At 72.1% G+C, this 15,508-nt stretch carries 10 protein-coding genes; 8 read left to right on the top strand and 2 right to left on the bottom strand.

The window, feature by feature from the left end:
- Positions 1 to 35: 35 nt before the first annotated feature.
- On the top strand, positions 36 to 737 hold the full coding sequence (locus tag ACFVXA_RS10475) for a ribonuclease HII (RefSeq protein ID WP_383906547.1): 702 nt from the start codon (positions 36 to 38) through the stop codon (positions 735 to 737).
- A 68-nt stretch (positions 738 to 805) separates the two neighbouring features.
- Positions 806 to 1,432, top strand: coding sequence for a hypothetical protein (locus ACFVXA_RS10470; RefSeq protein ID WP_383740350.1), 627 nt, complete (start codon positions 806 to 808; stop codon positions 1,430 to 1,432).
- A 674-nt stretch (positions 1,433 to 2,106) separates the two neighbouring features.
- Here ACFVXA_RS10470 and ACFVXA_RS10465 read toward each other — a convergent pair.
- Together ACFVXA_RS10465 and ACFVXA_RS10460 are read right to left on the bottom strand one after the other, a co-directional pair.
- On the bottom strand, positions 2,107 to 2,742 hold the full coding sequence (locus tag ACFVXA_RS10465) for a hypothetical protein (protein ID WP_390024610.1): 636 nt from the start codon (positions 2,740 to 2,742) through the stop codon (positions 2,107 to 2,109).
- A gap of 221 nt (positions 2,743 to 2,963) precedes the next feature.
- A complete protein-coding gene (locus ACFVXA_RS10460) occupies positions 2,964 to 5,168 on the bottom strand; it encodes a RecQ family ATP-dependent DNA helicase (protein ID WP_384024507.1) in 2,205 nt (734 codons plus the stop codon).
- A gap of 143 nt (positions 5,169 to 5,311) precedes the next feature.
- On the opposite strand from ACFVXA_RS10460, the gene ACFVXA_RS10455 reads away from it, so the two are divergent.
- The 6 genes from ACFVXA_RS10455 (at position 5,312) to ACFVXA_RS10430 (ending at position 15,432) form a co-directional block, all read left to right on the top strand.
- Positions 5,312 to 6,985 carry a DUF4192 domain-containing protein gene (locus ACFVXA_RS10455; protein WP_390024608.1) on the top strand — a complete coding sequence of 558 codons (1,674 nt, stop codon included), beginning with the start codon at positions 5,312 to 5,314 and terminating at the stop codon, positions 6,983 to 6,985.
- 501 nt (positions 6,986 to 7,486) lie between these two features.
- On the top strand, positions 7,487 to 9,646 hold the full coding sequence (locus tag ACFVXA_RS10450) for a glycogen debranching N-terminal domain-containing protein (RefSeq protein ID WP_390024606.1): 2,160 nt from the start codon (positions 7,487 to 7,489) through the stop codon (positions 9,644 to 9,646).
- A gap of 140 nt (positions 9,647 to 9,786) precedes the next feature.
- Positions 9,787 to 10,545 (top strand): NUDIX hydrolase, encoded by a 759-nt coding sequence (locus ACFVXA_RS10445; RefSeq protein ID WP_362017062.1) that lies wholly within the window; start codon positions 9,787 to 9,789, stop codon positions 10,543 to 10,545.
- A 122-nt stretch (positions 10,546 to 10,667) separates the two neighbouring features.
- Complete coding sequence (locus tag ACFVXA_RS10440; protein WP_383740336.1) at positions 10,668 to 12,428, top strand: ATP-binding cassette domain-containing protein; 1,761 nt, start codon at positions 10,668 to 10,670, stop codon at positions 12,426 to 12,428.
- Between the two features lie 162 nt (positions 12,429 to 12,590).
- Positions 12,591 to 13,478, top strand: a complete 888-nt coding sequence (locus tag ACFVXA_RS10435; RefSeq protein ID WP_362017066.1) for an FCD domain-containing protein — start codon at positions 12,591 to 12,593, stop codon at positions 13,476 to 13,478.
- A gap of 418 nt (positions 13,479 to 13,896) precedes the next feature.
- Positions 13,897 to 15,432: an RNA polymerase sigma factor gene (locus tag ACFVXA_RS10430; protein ID WP_362017068.1), complete on the top strand. Its 1,536-nt coding sequence runs from the start codon at positions 13,897 to 13,899 to the stop codon at positions 15,430 to 15,432.
- Positions 15,433 to 15,508: the final 76 nt, after the last annotated feature.

Raw genomic sequence — 15,508 nt, 5'->3', positions numbered from 1 at the left:
GCGAGGGGCTCCGGGCGGCGTAGGCTGAGGGCGCCATGCCGTACGAACCACCCACCCACACCGTCGAGCGCTCCCTTCGCGCCACGACCGGGGCGAAGATCATTGCCGGTGTCGACGAGGTGGGCCGCGGTGCGTGGGCCGGCCCGGTCACCGTCTGCGCCGCCGTCACGGGGCTGCGCCGTCCGCCTGAAGGGCTCACCGACTCCAAGCTCCTGACCGTCAAGCGGCGCACCGCGCTCGCCCCGGAGTTGGAGAAGTGGGTGACCTCGTACGCCCTCGGGCACGCCTCTCCGGAGGAGATCGACGACCGGGGCATGACGGCCGCGCTGCGCCTGGCGGCCGGACGCGCCCTGGAAGCCCTGCCGGTCCGCCCCGACGCGGTCATTCTCGACGGGAAGCACGACTATCTCGGCGCCCCCTGGCGGGTCCGTACGGTGATCAAGGGCGACCAGTCCTGCGTCGCCGTGGCGGCGGCTTCGGTGATCGCCAAGGTTCGGCGCGACAAAATGATGGCCGAACTGGGTATCGACCATGCAGACTTCGGTTTTGCGGACAACGCCGGGTACCCGTCGCCGGTCCACAAAGCCGCGCTGGAGGAGCGGGGGCCCACCCCGTACCACCGGTTGTCGTGGGCGTATCTTGATGCGCTGCCCCAGTGGCGGCACCTCAAGAAGGTCCGCAGTTGGGCGGACGGAAACGTTCCGGAGATCGAGGGTCAGCTCGGCTTCGATTTCTGACGATTCCGCTCGCACTCATGTGCCACCCGCCGACGCGAGTCGCACCGGCGTTTGATAAATATCAGCTCATGCCTCTCATTCCCGAGGAGCCTCAGATTCACGAGAGTGCCCAGGGTCCCCGCGCCACTCCGGCCAGTGGCCGCACCGCGCCGACCCCCCGTCCCGTACCCGGACCCCGTCCCGCGGCCCCGCCGCGTCCCGGCCGCCCGGGTCCTGTCCGGCCGATGCCGGCCCAACGCACCCCGCGCGAGCCGGTCGTGGCGACGCCGGGACCGTCCGCACCGGCGGCCGCACCCGCTGCCGCCACCCCGCAGATCCAGCTGATCCCGGCCTCGGCCGAGGGCGCGCTGGACGCCGCCGAAGAAGCCGTCGACCTGCTGTTGGAGTCGGGCCGCGCCCCAGGTGAGGTGCTGGTGATCACCACCGGCGAACCCCACCCGTGGGCCGCGCACGAACTCTCCTTCGGCGAGGCCGCGTACTGGGCGCAGCACGACGCGGGCGACGACGTCTTCTACGCCGACGCCTCCGTCGCGGGCCGGGCCGCGTCCCGTCCCGTGGTCGTGGTCGCCGTCAACGGCGGTCCCGCCGCTGTCGCCGCCACCGCCCTGCCCTTGGCCCTCGGTCGGGCCGGCGCCCTGCTGATCGTCTGCGGCGACCCGCAGCAGATCAACTCGGTGCTGGGCGCAGGGGTCTGAGCGGGTTCCGGACGCCGTCCGGGATTCGTTCGGGCTTCCTGCGCCCGGGGCGCGTCGTCGCGGTCTGTCGTTGTGGCCCGTCGCTGCGGTTCGTCGTCCCGGTTCGTCTTCCCGGTTCGTCGCCGCGGTTCGTCGCCGTGGTGCGTCGTCCGGGTCGGTTGGGTGTACGGATCGCTGCGGTGCGCTGCGCTGTGGTGCGGTGCGGTGCGGTGCGGTTCGATTCGGTTCGGTTCGGTTCGGAGGACGCTGAGGGTGCCGCTGCGGCGGCACCTGTACGGCGGTCACGGCGGTCGTTCGGGCGCGCCTGCAGCGCGTACCGGTGCACGGAGTGTGCCTGTGGCGTACGCCCGATGCCCCCGTCGCGTTGGACGCCCGACGCTTGAGTCGTGCGCCCGACGCCTGAGCCGTACGCCCGACGCCTGAGCCGTGCGTCTTTCGCTCGGGCCGGAGGTCTGTGCCGGAGGTCTGTCTCGTACGTCCGGCGATCATGCCGGGAGCGGGCCTGTGGTGCGGCGCTGTATCGAGGGCCGCTGCAGCAGCGTCCGGATCGTCTCCCGCGGTTGGCTGGTTCGGCTGCCCGGGAGTGAGCCGACGCGGCTGCCTGGTGTGAGGTGGGCAGGGTCGCGCGGGCCGTGCACCGGCCAGGGCCGGAGCAGCGCCTCGCGGCGGGTGGCTCAGCGGGCGGCTGCCCGGCGCAGTACCTCCGACGCGACGCCTCCGGTGCGCGGCAGTGGCGGCAGCGCCTCGGCCGTGGCGAAGGGCTCCGGCGGTGAGTCCGCGTTGGGTCGGCGTCCGCCGCGGCCCTCGCCGAGGACCTGCCAGCCGTCACGCGTCAGGGTGATGTACGCCCCGCAGCGCAGCCCGTGGAGTGTGCAGGCATCCCGCAACCCCCACATCCACGCCCCGTCCTCCTCCGTCCAGCGCGCGTCGCCGTCGCGGCAGTACAGCAGCACTGCCGTGCGCACCGGGGTGCGGCGCCGCAGGTCGTGCGGAATGACCCGGCGCAGCTGCGCGAGCAGCGCGTTGCGGAACATCCAGCCGTCGGCCGGAGCCGGGCGCCGGACGAACGAGGCGCTGGCCGCCAGCCGATCGTCCGGATCGAGGACAGCCACTACCGCGGTCGAAGGACTGGGACTGTGCCGCGCGTGCAGTCCGCTGACGACCTCCCGCGGATTGCGCAGCAGCGGAATCCCGGCTGAGGCCCACTCGGCGGGTTCGAGCATCCGGGCCAGTGGGTTGGCGGAAGCGGCGGACAGGTCGGCAGACGACGACATGGATGCCGTCGAGGACGGAGCGAATCCGAAGGTCACGGTCCTCCCTTCGGCTACGCGCCCACACTGCGGGCGGGGTCGGACTTGGGAGCGCACGCCGCAGCAGAGCCCTACCGGACCACGGGCGAGCCGTGCGGGGAGCGGACTTCAATTCTTCCTGTCGAACTGGGTTGCGGCAACGAGCAATTGGGGCCACAGACCGTTTTCGGGCGATGCGTCGGCTATATCCATGCCCACTGTTCCGATCGGCGATGCGTGCGTCACGCCTGTACGGCGAGGACCAGCGGCAACACCCCCTGGGCACCGGCTCGGCGTAGCATGCGCGCGGTCACCGCGAGTGTCCAGCCGGTCTCCGTGGCGTCATCCACGAGCAGTACGGGGCCGGCCGCCTCCTTGAGGGCGGCCGCCAGCTCGGGAGGGACGGTCAGTGCTCCGTCGAGCGCCTTCAGCCGCTGGGCGCTGTTGCTCCGGGAGATCTGCGACACCTCTCCGACGTACTCCACGGAACCGAGCAGCGGCAGTCGGCCGATCTCCGCGATCCGTGCGCCCAGCGACTGGATCAACCGCGGCCGCGTACGCGACGCCACGGTGACGACGCCGACCGGGCGAGGCTGCGCGTCGGGCCGCCCCGAGGCCCAGCCGCCGGGTCCCTTCGCCCAGTCGGCCAGCACACCGACGACGGCCTTGGCGACATCGTCCGGTACGGGGCCGTCCGGAGCCTGGGGGGCGAGCATGGGGCGCAGCCGGTTGCCCCAGCCGATGTCCGAGAGTCGCCCCAAAGCGCGCCCCGGAGCGGCCTGTTCGCCGGCCGGGATACGTCCCTTCAGGTCGACGCCGACCGCCGGAAGTCCCGTCGGCCACATCTTCCGGGGCTCGACCTCGACGCCTGCGCGGCCGAGCTCGCCGTTGGCCGCGTCCAGCGCCGCGGGGGACACGGCGGGCTCGAACCGCGCTCCCGCGCAGTTGTCGCAGCGTCCGCACGGCGCCGCCCCCTCGTCGTCCAGCTGCCGCCGCAGGAACTCCATCCGGCAGCCGGTCGTCGTCACGTAGTCCCGCATCGCCTGCTGCTCGGCCGCGCGCTGCTTGGCGACCCAGGCGTAGCGCTCGGTGTCGTACGTCCACGGTGTGCCCGTGGAGATCCAGCCGCCCTGGACCCGGCGCACCGCCCCGTCCACGTCGAGCACCTTGAGCATGGTCTCCAGGCGGGATCTGCGCAGCTCCACCAGCGGCTCGAGCGCGGGCAGCGAGAGGGGCCGGTCGGCCCGGGCCAGGACGTCGAGCGTGCGGCGTACCTGCTCCTCCGGAGGGAAGGCGATCGAGGCGAAGTACTCCCAGATCGCCTGGTCCTCCTTGCCTGGAAGGAGCAGCACCTCGGCATGCTCCACACCACGGCCCGCGCGCCCCACCTGCTGGTAGTAGGCGATGGGGGAGGAGGGCGAGCCGAGGTGCACCACGAACCCCAGGTCGGGCTTGTCGAAGCCCATACCCAGCGCGGACGTGGCGACCAGGGCCTTCACGCGGTTGGCGAGCAGGTCCTCCTCCGCCTGCTGACGGTCCGCGTTCTCCGTCTTCCCGGTGTACGACGTCACCGTGTAGCCGCTCTGGCGCAGGAAGGCGGTCACCTCCTCGGCAGCGGCCACGGTGAGCGTGTAGATGATGCCCGAGCCCGGCAGGTCCTTCAGATGCTCGGCCAGCCAGGCCATCCGGTGGGCGGCGTCCGGCAGCCGCAGCACACCGAGGCTGAGGCTCTCCCGGTCCAGCGGCCCGCGCAGCACGAGTGCGTCCGTGCTGGCTCCGGTGCCCAGCTGCTCGGCCACGTCGGCCGTCACGCGCGCGTTGGCCGTCGCGGTGGTGGCCAGCACGGGCACGCCGGGCGGGAGGTCGGCGAGCATGGTGCGCAGCCTGCGGTAGTCCGGCCGGAAGTCGTGGCCCCAGTCGGAGATGCAGTGCGCCTCGTCCACCACGAGCAGCCCGGTCGCCGCGGCCAGCTTGGGCAGCACCTGATCACGGAAGTCGGGATTGTTGAGCCGCTCCGGGCTCACCAGGAGGACGTCGACCTCGCTCGCGGCGACCTCGGCCTGGATCGTCTCCCACTCCTCGGTGTTGGAGGAGTTGATCGTCCTCGCGTGGATTCCGGCGCGGGCTGCCGCCTCCACCTGGTTGCGCATGAGCGCGAGGAGCGGTGAGACGATGACCGTGGGCCCGGCGCCCCGCTCGCGCAACAGGGCGGTCGCGACGAAGTACACCGCGGACTTGCCCCAGCCGGTGCGCTGCACGACCAGGGCTCTGCGCTTGTCGGCCACCAGAGCCTCGATGGCGCGCCACTGGTCCTCGCGCAGCCGGGCCTCGCCTGGCTGGGCCCCGACCAGGCGGGCCAGTACCGCGTCGGCAGCGGCTCGCAGGTCTTGGTCGGTGGCGGTACGCGGGTTTTCGGTGGCTGAGGGTCGCGGGTCTTCGTTGGTCATGGCCCCATGCAACCCGATGGGTCGGACATCGCGCGAACGAGGCCGTCGAGCTGTGGAAAACCCATGACGGTTTATGTCGTGTCCATGATCATGGTTATCCACAGGTCGAAGCGGAATTCCGTGATCCGCGGGATGGTCACGGCATGACGAATCACGACGAAGCAGCCGACAGGCCCGGCGACGAGGACATCTTCGGGCTCGATGCACGGGACGGGGACGGCGGGCCTTGCACTCGGGACGAGGACACCGGGTGTGCGGGGCGCGATGCGTCCAGTACTCCCGGTACTCCGGTGACTCCCGGTACTCCGGGCCCCCGTACCCCTAACGCTCACGGTGCTGGCGTTGATCCCGGTATCCCCGGTCCCCTTTACGCTCCCGGGGCTGCAGGCGGTCCTGGCGTTCCCGGCGCCGAGCATCAGGTCACCCTGCGCACCCCCGCCGAACTGGCCGACGCCCTGCCCTACTTGCTCGGGTACCGGCCCGAGGACAGCATCGTGCTGGTGGCCCTGCACGACCGAGAGCGGCGCGGCCGTTTCGGCGGCCGAGCGCGCCTCGGAATCCCCGCCCACGCGGAGGACTGGCCGTCCGTGGCCGAGCAATTGGCGCGGGGGCTGGTGACGGGTAGCGAGCGCAGAGGTGCCCGGCCCGAAAGCATGGTCGCCTACCTCTGCCAGGAACCCGGAAGCGGCGAATCGGGGCGGGAGGTGATGGAACGCCTGCGCCCGCTCGCGCAGTTGCTGCGCACGGCGTGCGGTCGCCTCGACGTTCCGGTGATCGAGGCCCTCTGCATCTCCGACGGCCGTTTCTGGTCGTACACCTGCCCCGGGCAGGGGTGCTGTCCGCCCGAGGGCGCGTCGATGGGGCTGCCGGGCACGTCCGTCCTCGCCGCCGCCGCGACGTACGCAGGTCTCCAAGTGCGCGGATCGCTGAGGGAATTGACGGCCAGGTTTCTGCCGTGGGAGGTGGCGGCCGCGCTGGAGCAGGAGGCCGCGCTCGACACGGCGAGTATGGCGCTGGTCCCGAGGATTCTGGACGGCGAGAGCCGCGCCGCCGTGGCCGAGGAGGCGCTCGAACTGGCCCGGCGGATCATGAGGCGTCTCGGCGACGCTCCACCGGTGCCCGGCACGCGTCCGGCGGACCTTCGCGACGACGGGCTCCTGGAGCACCAGGAAGCCGCCACCCTGATCCTCGGTCTTCAGGACCGCACCACCCGTGATCGCGCCGCGGAGTGGATGGAGGGCGACGAGGCCGGCCCGGCCCTGCGCCTGTGGCGAGCGCTGGCCCGCCGCTGCGTCGGCCCGTACCACGAGCACGCAGCGGCGCCCCTCACCCTCGCCGGGTGGGTCGCCTGGTCCACGGGCGACGAACTGGAGGCCCGGGAGGCCCTCGCCATGGCGCTCGGCGCCGACCCCGACTACCTGTTCGCCCGCCTCCTGCACCAGGCGTGCAACGAGGGCCTGGACCCGGAGTCCGTCCGCCGCTGCCTCCGCGCCGAGCGCACAGGCCGAGCGGCGGCGGAAACGGAGCAGCCCAGTGAATTCACGGCGCCGCTCGCACCGGCTGGGCCCCCGACGAGTCTCCGGCAGCCGAGTGCGGGAGTCAGCACCCGGAGCCGGCGCCGGACGCGCTCTGACGGGCACGGCGGAGGGGCCCGTCCAGGTCGACGCAGCCCCGGAGCAGAGAGCGTCCGCCGACGCCGCCCCTCCGACAAGGCCTCGCCCGCCGGCGACGGGCCGGGGCGCGCGGCCGAGAGCACGAGCAGTCGGCCACGGGCGCGCCGCGAGGGCGGCAGGCACGACACAGGGGAGGACACGTGAGCATGGAAACCGCCGTGGGCGCGGGGCGGGCCGGATCAGGCTCGGCGAGGGGGTGGCTGGCCCGGTTACCGGGTTTGGTTTCGCGCGGGCGCGGGAGGGGCTGGTCGGCCCGGTGGCGGGGTCTGCGCTCGGGTGGGCGAGGGAGCCGGTGGCGTGTGCTTCCGGCTGGGGGAGCGGGGGGACGGCCGGCTCGGTGGCGGGCGCTGTTCTCGAGGGGGCGAGCGAGCTGGTGCGCGGCTCTGTCGCGGGGTCTGCTTTCGGGTGGGCGAGGGAGCGGCTGCCCGACTTTGTTCCGGGGGCCGGCGTGCGACTCGGTCCCGTCCCGCCGCCATTCGGTCGGCTTCCCAGACCGAAGGCGTGACCCCAGGCAGGGCCGCTCCGTTCACCTGAGTGGCGGAACCCGTGGCCGCGCCGCGCCGCCGCATCGCCCCCGACCCTACGGAGCCCCCCACCCGGCGCCGAGCGCGCTCAAGACGCACCGAGCGCGGAGGAAGCTGTCCCATGTCCTTGCCCCACCCGTCCTCGGCCCCCGACGGCGACCGCCCGCCGCTGCGAAAGATCCCGCATCCGGCAACCCGTCGGGGCGATCCGCCGACCCCGACCAAGGAAAGGGAATCGGCTCCGCTCGCGGAGAGGGACAACGCCTTGCCGTCCTTGGCGGGAGCGGGCGGCCAGGCGGCGCCCCAGCCGGCTTTTCCCGTGCCGCGCCGGACCGTGGACCTGCCGCCCGCCCACAGGGCCCTGATCTGCGTCTCCCTGCCTGGTCTGGCGATCTCCACCGAGACGGGGCAGTTGACCGGCCAGGGGTTGGAGGGGTTCTACCGAGCGGGTCGGCGCATGCTCTCCCGATGCCAGGTGCGGGTCGCCGGCCGGGAACCGCTCGCCGTGCAGGCTCGGATGGTCGGGGCCGACCGAGCCCGCTTCGTGGGGACGCTGCGTGCGTCCCGCGACGCCGGCCCGGACCCGGACGTCGTCGTCGAACGGATGCGCTACGCGGACGGCACCGAGCGGATCACCCTCCAGAGCTCAGCCCCTCGTACCCTGCGCCTGCCCGTCGAGGTCGCCCTCGGCACGGACCTCGCGGAACTGGGCTCGGTCGCCGCGGGCCGAGCCGGACCCGAACTGCCCGCCAGCGTCCACGGTTCCGGCCTGCGCTGGTCCTGCCCCACGGGGCATGCGGCCGTCACCGCGGACCCGCCGCCCACCGACGCCTTGGCCTCCGCCGGGCTGTTGCGCTGGGAGCTCGAACTGCCGCCGGGCGGCACCCGGAGCGTGGAACTGCACGTCCGGCCGGACGGTGGGGGACCCATCAAAGCGGCGGGACGCGGCGCGGCGAGCCCGTTCGCCCAGGCCAGGGCTACGGGAGACGACCCCAGAGTCCCGGCACTCCTGCGCACCTGCGTCGAGGATCTCCAGGCACTGCTGCTGCGCGATCCCCGGCATCCTGCGGACACGTACCTCGCGGCGGGGGCTCCCTGGCGGTGCGGCCTGGCACCGGCGGAGGCACTGGTCGCGGCGCGGATGGCCTTGCCCCTCGGCACTCGTCTCGCCGTGGGCACCCTGCGCACTCTCGCCCGTACTCAACTCGCCGGTCCTGGAGCGCGGTCGGGCCTGATTCCCGGGCCGCTCCGGGACGGAGGACCGCATCTGCCGCCAAGCTGCGCGGCGACCGAGGCGACCCTGCTCTTCCCCGTACTCCTCGCGGAGGCCCGTCGCTGGGGGCTACCCGACCGGGAGGTCGAGGAGCTGCTGCCCGCGGCCGAGCGGTGCCTTACGTGGCTGCGGACCACCGTCGGCGACGGCACCTATCTGCCCGACCCGCACCCCGGCGGGCCGCTCCGCTGCGAGACACAGGCACACGCTCACCGGGCGGCGCTGCTGGGCGCCGATCTGCTCGACGCACATGGTCGGCCCGGTGGCGAGGGGCTGCGCCAGTGGGCCCAAGAGCTGCGGGCGGCGTTCTGCGACGATTTCTGGCTCGAGGACCGCGGAGGTGGCAGACCGGCGGCCGCCCGGGCTCGGGACGGGCGCCTCGCACCGCACCTCGGTTCGAGTGCCGCCCACCTGCTCGACACCGGTCTGCTGGGTTCCGGGGCGCTGGCCCCCGGCCTCCTCGACAAGGCGCGGACCGAGCAGCTCGCGCGGCTGCTCGGCGGCCCGGCCATGGACTCGGGATGGGGGCTGCGCAGCCTGGGGGCGAAGGAGACGGCGTACAACCCCTTCGGTCATCGCGGGGGCGCGGTGCGGGTGCCGGACACCGTGGTCGCCGCTGTGGGGCTGGCCGCAGCGGGCTACGAGAAGGAGGCGAGTTCGCTGCTGCGGGGCGTCCTCGCGGCGGCCGAGACGTTCGGCCACCGGCTGCCCGAGATGTACGCGGGGGAGCAGCGGACGGAGGAGAGCGCCCCGCTGCCCCATCCCGCGGCGTGCCGACCGGCGGCCACGGCCGCGGCCGCAGGGGTGTTGCTGCTCACCTCCCTGGCCGGGATCCGCCCCGATGCCCCCGCCGGGACGGTGACCCTGCGCCCGGTCCGCGGTGCGCCGCTGGGCGAGATCGGACTGACGGGACTGCGGATCTCGGGCGCCCCCTTCTCCGTACGTGTCAGCAGGCTCGGCCTCGCCATGGTCGAGGAGGCGGCCGACGGACTGCAGTTGGGGGTCTGACGGGGTGTGAGTTTGCGACCGTGTCCCCGGACGGTGGCCGGCGGCGGTCGGTGGGCGGCGTACCGGACGGAAGTGGATCAACTGTGGATGCGGCTGGTGAAGGGAGTGTTTATCGTCAGGCAGACGACTATGATCGCGGCATGCCCTACGACCCGTCGGCCTTTCCGCCCTTCGCCGTGACCGTGGACCTGGTCGTGCTAACCGTGCGCCGCCACGCCCTGTGCGCGCTGGCGGTACGGCGGGGCGAGCAGCCCTTCCAAGGGCGGTGGGCGCTCCCCGGCGGGTTCGTACGGACCGACGAGGATCTGGCTCAGGCGGCGGCGCGCGAGCTGGTCGAGGAGACCGGGCTGCGCGCCCACGACCCCTCCGCGCCCGCGCAGGACAACGGCGCGCATCTGGAGCAGCTCGCGACGTACGGCGACCCCAAGCGCGACCCGCGGATGCGGGTGGTCAGCGTCGCCCATCTCGCGCTGGCCCCCGACCTGCCCGCGCCCCGGGCGGGCGGCGATGCCAACAGTGCGCGCTGGGCGCCCGTCGAAGAGCTACTGCAGCAGGGTGGCTACGGGCGTGACGGGGAGCAGGCGGCGCCGCTCGCCTTCGACCACGCGCAGATCCTCTCGGACGGTGTGGAGCGCGCCCGGTCCAAGATCGAGTACTCGTCGCTGGCCACCGCCTTCTGCCCGACCGAGTTCACCGTGGGTGAGCTGCGCCGCGTGTACGAGGCGGTGTGGGGCGTCGCACTCGACCCGCGCAACTTCCACCGGAAGGTGACGGGCACGCCGGGCTTCCTGGTGCCCACGGGCGGCACGACCACGCGCCAGGGCGGCCGCCCCGCCCAGCTCTTCCGCGCAGGGGGCGCCACGTTGCTCAACCCGCCGATGCTGCGCCCCGAGGTCTGACCGGGGGCAGGGAACGCAGGTCCCGCCTACGGCGGGCCGTCGTGTGCCCGCAGGAGGTGTGAGGCCCGAGACGAGGCTCAAGGTGCCCGGAAAATCGGAAATGTCACGCTATCTTGCTTTGGGTGATCGAGGCCATCGGACTGACCAGCAACCCTCGCAAGGAGCTTCCGCTCGCCGTCGACGACGTGTCCTTCGAGGCGCGCGCGGGCCATGTCACGGCGGTCCTCGGAGCCCCGGGCGCGGGCAAGACGACGGTGCTGAAGCTCATGCTCGAACTCCAACAGGGTCGCGGAATCACCTACTTCAGAGGCCGCCCGCTGCATCGGATCGCCCATCCGTCGCGTGAAGTCGGCGTCCTCCTGGGCGAGGTGCCCGGCCATCCCGCACGGACAGTCCGCGGCCAACTCCGCATGCTGTGCGCGGCGGCCGGCGTGCCCGTTCGGCGCGCGGACGAAGTCCTCGAAGTGGTCGGGCTCGTCGGCCTCCGTGACGAGCGCCTGGGCACCCTCTCGCGCGGCATGGACCGGCGACTCGGCCTGGCGTGCGCACTTCTGTCCGACCCGCACACCCTTGTCCTGGACGACCCCGCGGACGGGCTCTCCGCCCTCGAAGGACGCTGGCTGCACGGAATTCTGCGTGCGCACGCCGACCAGGGCGGCACCGTGCTGTTCACCACGGACGACCCCAAAGAGGCCGCGCGAGCCGCCGACCGGGTCGTCACACTGCAGGAGGGCCGACTCGTCGCCGACCAGCAGGCGGCGGACTTCGCCCGCACCCGGCTCCGCCCCCGCGTCGCCGTCCGCAGCCCGCACGCCGCCCGCCTCGGTGCCCTGCTGACCAAGGAGGCCCGCACCGCACAGCGCTCGGTCGAGGTGGTCCGCGAGGACGGCAATCGGCTCTCGGTGTACGGCAGCACCTGCGCCGACATCGGCGAGACCGCCTTCCGGCACGGCATCCTCGTCCACCAACTCGCCGACGAAATCGGTGACATGGGACCGGTGGCCACGCCGTCCGCGGCGGAGGAGGCGCACGAGACCGACGCGCCGCGCCCGGCCGACACGCTGGCCTCGAATGCCCTGCCGCCCCTCCCGCCGCCCATCGCCGTACGCCAGGCCCCGAGCCCGCTGCGTCCCCTGCGCTACGAACTGCGGCGCTCCGCCGGAGTAGGCACGGGTTACCTGACCACCGCCGCCGTACTCGTCACCTCGGCCCTCCTGTCCGTCGTCCTGGCCAGAATCGGTCACACGCCCCAGCCGCGCCTCCTCGCGGCGTGGCCGCAGGAACTTCCTCTGCCGCCCGCCGCGCTCGGCGCGGGGCTGCTCGGCGCCGTCGCATTCGGCGAGGAGTTCCGCCACCCCGCCCTGGCCGCGGATCGCGGGACCGTCCCCCGCCGTCTGGGGCTGCTCGCCGCCAAACTCCTCGTCGCCACGGCCACCGCGCTGATGCTGGCCTTCCTCACCGTGGGCTGCGACCTGGAATTGCTCTACCTCGTCTACGGAAGGGAGCTCACCGGAGTTCCCGCAGAGTGGCTTTCCCTGAGCGCGAGTTGGATCGGCCTCGTGGTGGGCTGCGCCTGGGCCGGTGTGCTGGCCGCGGGCATCTTCCGGTCCACGGCCGCCGGGCTCGCCGCGGTGCTGGCCGTGCCGATCCTCGTCGTACCCCTCGTACAAAAGGCCTTGGCAGGGCCTTCTGTACGGACCGCGGCGGGGTTCCCGGGGAGGCTGCGCGAGCTGCTGCTGATGCCGTGGCCGTTCGGCGGCGAGCGCTATCTGGAGGCCGTGGTGCGGGTGATCGTCCAACCCGTGGGCAGTGCCCTCATGTTGTCGCTGACCGCCCTGCTCTGCGCATATCTGCTCACGACCCTGCGGAGCAGGGCCCGATGACGACCGTCCGCGCCCTTCGGTTCCCGCCCTGCGCACAACTCCCCGAAGAAAGCCCATTTCTTTCCGATAAGGCGTCAATTGCGACGGGGTGAGCGATCACCCTTTCGTGTGCTTTTCACCAAAGACCTCAAGGGAGTTGGAGCCAGCGCCGACAAAGGATCCGTGAGTACCCTTGCGCAGACCATGATGACCGCCGCCCGCTCCGCAGACTCCGGCCTGGCCGGACCGGGCGAACTCGACCGTTACCCCTATGCCGAGGCCCCTGGCGTCGACCGCATGGGTGCCCCCGCGTGGGAGAGCGCGGACCCGGAGCTCGGCCGTGTGGGCCGACGTACCGCGGGCAGCCGCGGACGCGGGCTGCACGGCCAACTCGTCCAGCAGTTGGGCCAGATGATCGTCTCCGGCGACCTGGGCGCGGACCGTCCGCTCGTCCCCGAGGAGATCGGCCAGCGGTTCGAGGTCTCCCGTACCGTCGTCCGCGAGTCGCTCCGCGTCCTGGAGGCGAAGGGACTGGTCAGCGCGCGGCCGAACGTCGGCACGCGGGTGCGCCCGGTCAGCGACTGGAACCTCCTCGACCCGGACATCATCGAATGGCGGGCCTTCGGACCGCAGCGCGACGACCAGCGACGTGAGCTGAGCGAGCTGCGCTGGACCATCGAGCCGCTCGCCGCACGCCTCGCGGCCGGGCACGGACGTGAGGAGGCCCAGCAGCGGCTCGGCGACATGGTCGAGATCATGGGTCACTCCATGGCACAGGGTGACGCGCTCACCTTCTCGCGGGCCGACGCGGAGTTTCACTCGATGCTCATCCAGCTCGCGGGCAACCGGATGCTGGAGCACCTCTCCGGGATCGTGTCGGCGGCGCTCCAGGTCTCCGGCAACCCCGTCACCGGCTGTGACCGGCCGACGGATGTCTCTCTGGCGCACCACGCCCGCATCGTCGACGCCCTGGCCGCGGCCGATGGAGCGGCGGCCGAGGCGGCCATGCGCCAACTGCTCACCGTCCACCCCGATGTGGAGCGCGTGGTGCCCGCGCCGCGCGAGCACTGACCGCGCACCGAGGGCGGCGCGGTCCGGGGCGTGTGCCCTCTCATGGCATCGCTTGCACCGCATGGCCGGTGAACCGTCGCCCGTCGGGACCCCGTCGGATCCATTCCTGGACCCGGCGGGGTCCGGCGGCGCGAGGCGGACGTGGGTCATCGGCTGACCTTGTCTGACCGTATCTGGACGCTTTTGACCGCTTACGGGGTGTGACTCGGGCCACGCGGATTGGGCGTAACGCTCTTCGGAACAGCGCGATGACCTAAGAGGTGACAGCCGCGGAGGGAATACGGACGCCGGTAACGGCGCTGTGCATCTTCCCGGCCCCCGCCCGCGCCGTCGACCCATCCCCAAGTCGGCGGTCGTCGGTTCCTGTCCACAGTGGACGGGGCCGGAAGCCGTTTTCCAACGTTCCGAGAGGTTGTTCGTGTCGGCCAGCACATCCCGTACGCTCCCGCCGGAGATCGCCGAGTCCGTCTCTGTCATGGCGCTCATTGAGCGGGGAAAGGCTGAGGGGCAGATCGCCGGCGATGACGTGCGTCGGGCCTTCGAAGCTGACCAGATTCCGGCCACTCAGTGGAAGAACGTACTGCGCAGCCTCAACCAGATCCTCGAGGAAGAGGGTGTGACGCTGATGGTCAGTGCCGCGGAGCCCAAGCGCACCCGAAAGAGCGTCGCAGCGAAGAGTCCGGCCAAGCGCACCGCCACCAAGACCGTGGCGGCGAAGACGGTGACCGCCAAGAAGGCCACCGCCACGGCTGATCCGGCGATGCCCGCCGCGGGCGATCCGGCTGAGGACGCGCCCGCACAGAAGGCCGCTGCCAAGAAGACGGTCGCCAAGAAGGCCGTCGCGAAGAAGACGGTCGCCAAGAAGACGGCGGCCAAGAAGACCACCGCCAAGAAGGACGACGTCGAGCTGGTCGACGACGAGGCGGTCGAGGAGACCCCCGCACCCGGCAAGGGCGACGAGCCCGAAGGTGCCGAGAGCGCCGGCTTCGTACTGTCCGACGAGGACGAGGACGACGCGCCGGCGCAGCAGGTTGCCGCTGCCGGTGCCACCGCCGACCCGGTCAAGGACTACCTCAAGCAGATCGGTAAGGTCCCGCTGCTCAACGCCGAGCAGGAGGTGGAGCTCGCCAAGCGCATCGAGGCCGGTCTGTTCGCCGAGGACAAGCTGGCCAACGCCGACAAGCTCGCCCCCAAGCTCAAGCGCGAGCTGGAGATCATCGCCGAGGACGGCCGCCGAGCCAAGAACCACCTCCTGGAGGCCAACCTCCGTCTGGTGGTCTCCCTGGCCAAGCGCTACACCGGCCGCGGCATGCTCTTCCTGGACCTCATCCAGGAGGGCAACCTCGGTCTGATCCGCGCGGTCGAGAAGTTCGACTACACCAAGGGCTACAAGTTCTCCACGTACGCCACCTGGTGGATTCGTCAGGCGATCACCCGCGCCATGGCCGACCAGGCCCGCACCATCCGTATCCCGGTGCACATGGTCGAGGTCATCAACAAGCTCGCGCGCGTGCAGCGTCAGATGCTCCAGGACCTGGGCCGCGAGCCCACCCCGGAGGAGCTGGCCAAGGAACTCGACATGACCCCCGAGAAGGTCATCGAGGTCCAGAAGTACGGCCGTGAGCCCATCTCGCTGCACACCCCGCTGGGCGAGGACGGCGACAGCGAGTTCGGTGACCTCATCGAGGACTCCGAGGCCGTCGTCCCGGCCGACGCGGTCAGCTTCACGCTCCTCCAGGAGCAGCTGCACTCCGTTCTCGACACCCTGTCCGAGCGCGAGGCAGGCGTTGTCTCGATGCGCTTCGGTCTCACCGACGGTCAGCCGAAGACCCTCGACGAGATCGGCAAGGTGTACGGCGTGACGCGTGAGCGGATCCGCCAGATCGAGTCCAAGACGATGTCGAAGCTGCGTCATCCGTCGCGCTCCCAGGTGCTGCGCGACTACCTCGACTAGGTCTCGGCCGTACGTCACCGAGGGCCCGACTCCCGCAGGGGGTCGGGCCCTCGACGTGTGCGCGGAATGCGTGCCC

Source organism: Streptomyces sp. NPDC058246 (assembly GCF_042881985.1).
Taxonomy (GTDB): domain Bacteria; phylum Actinomycetota; class Actinomycetes; order Streptomycetales; family Streptomycetaceae; genus Streptomyces.
Note: the sequence above shows the minus strand (reverse complement) of the source record. Positions and strands in the feature narration are given on the sequence as shown.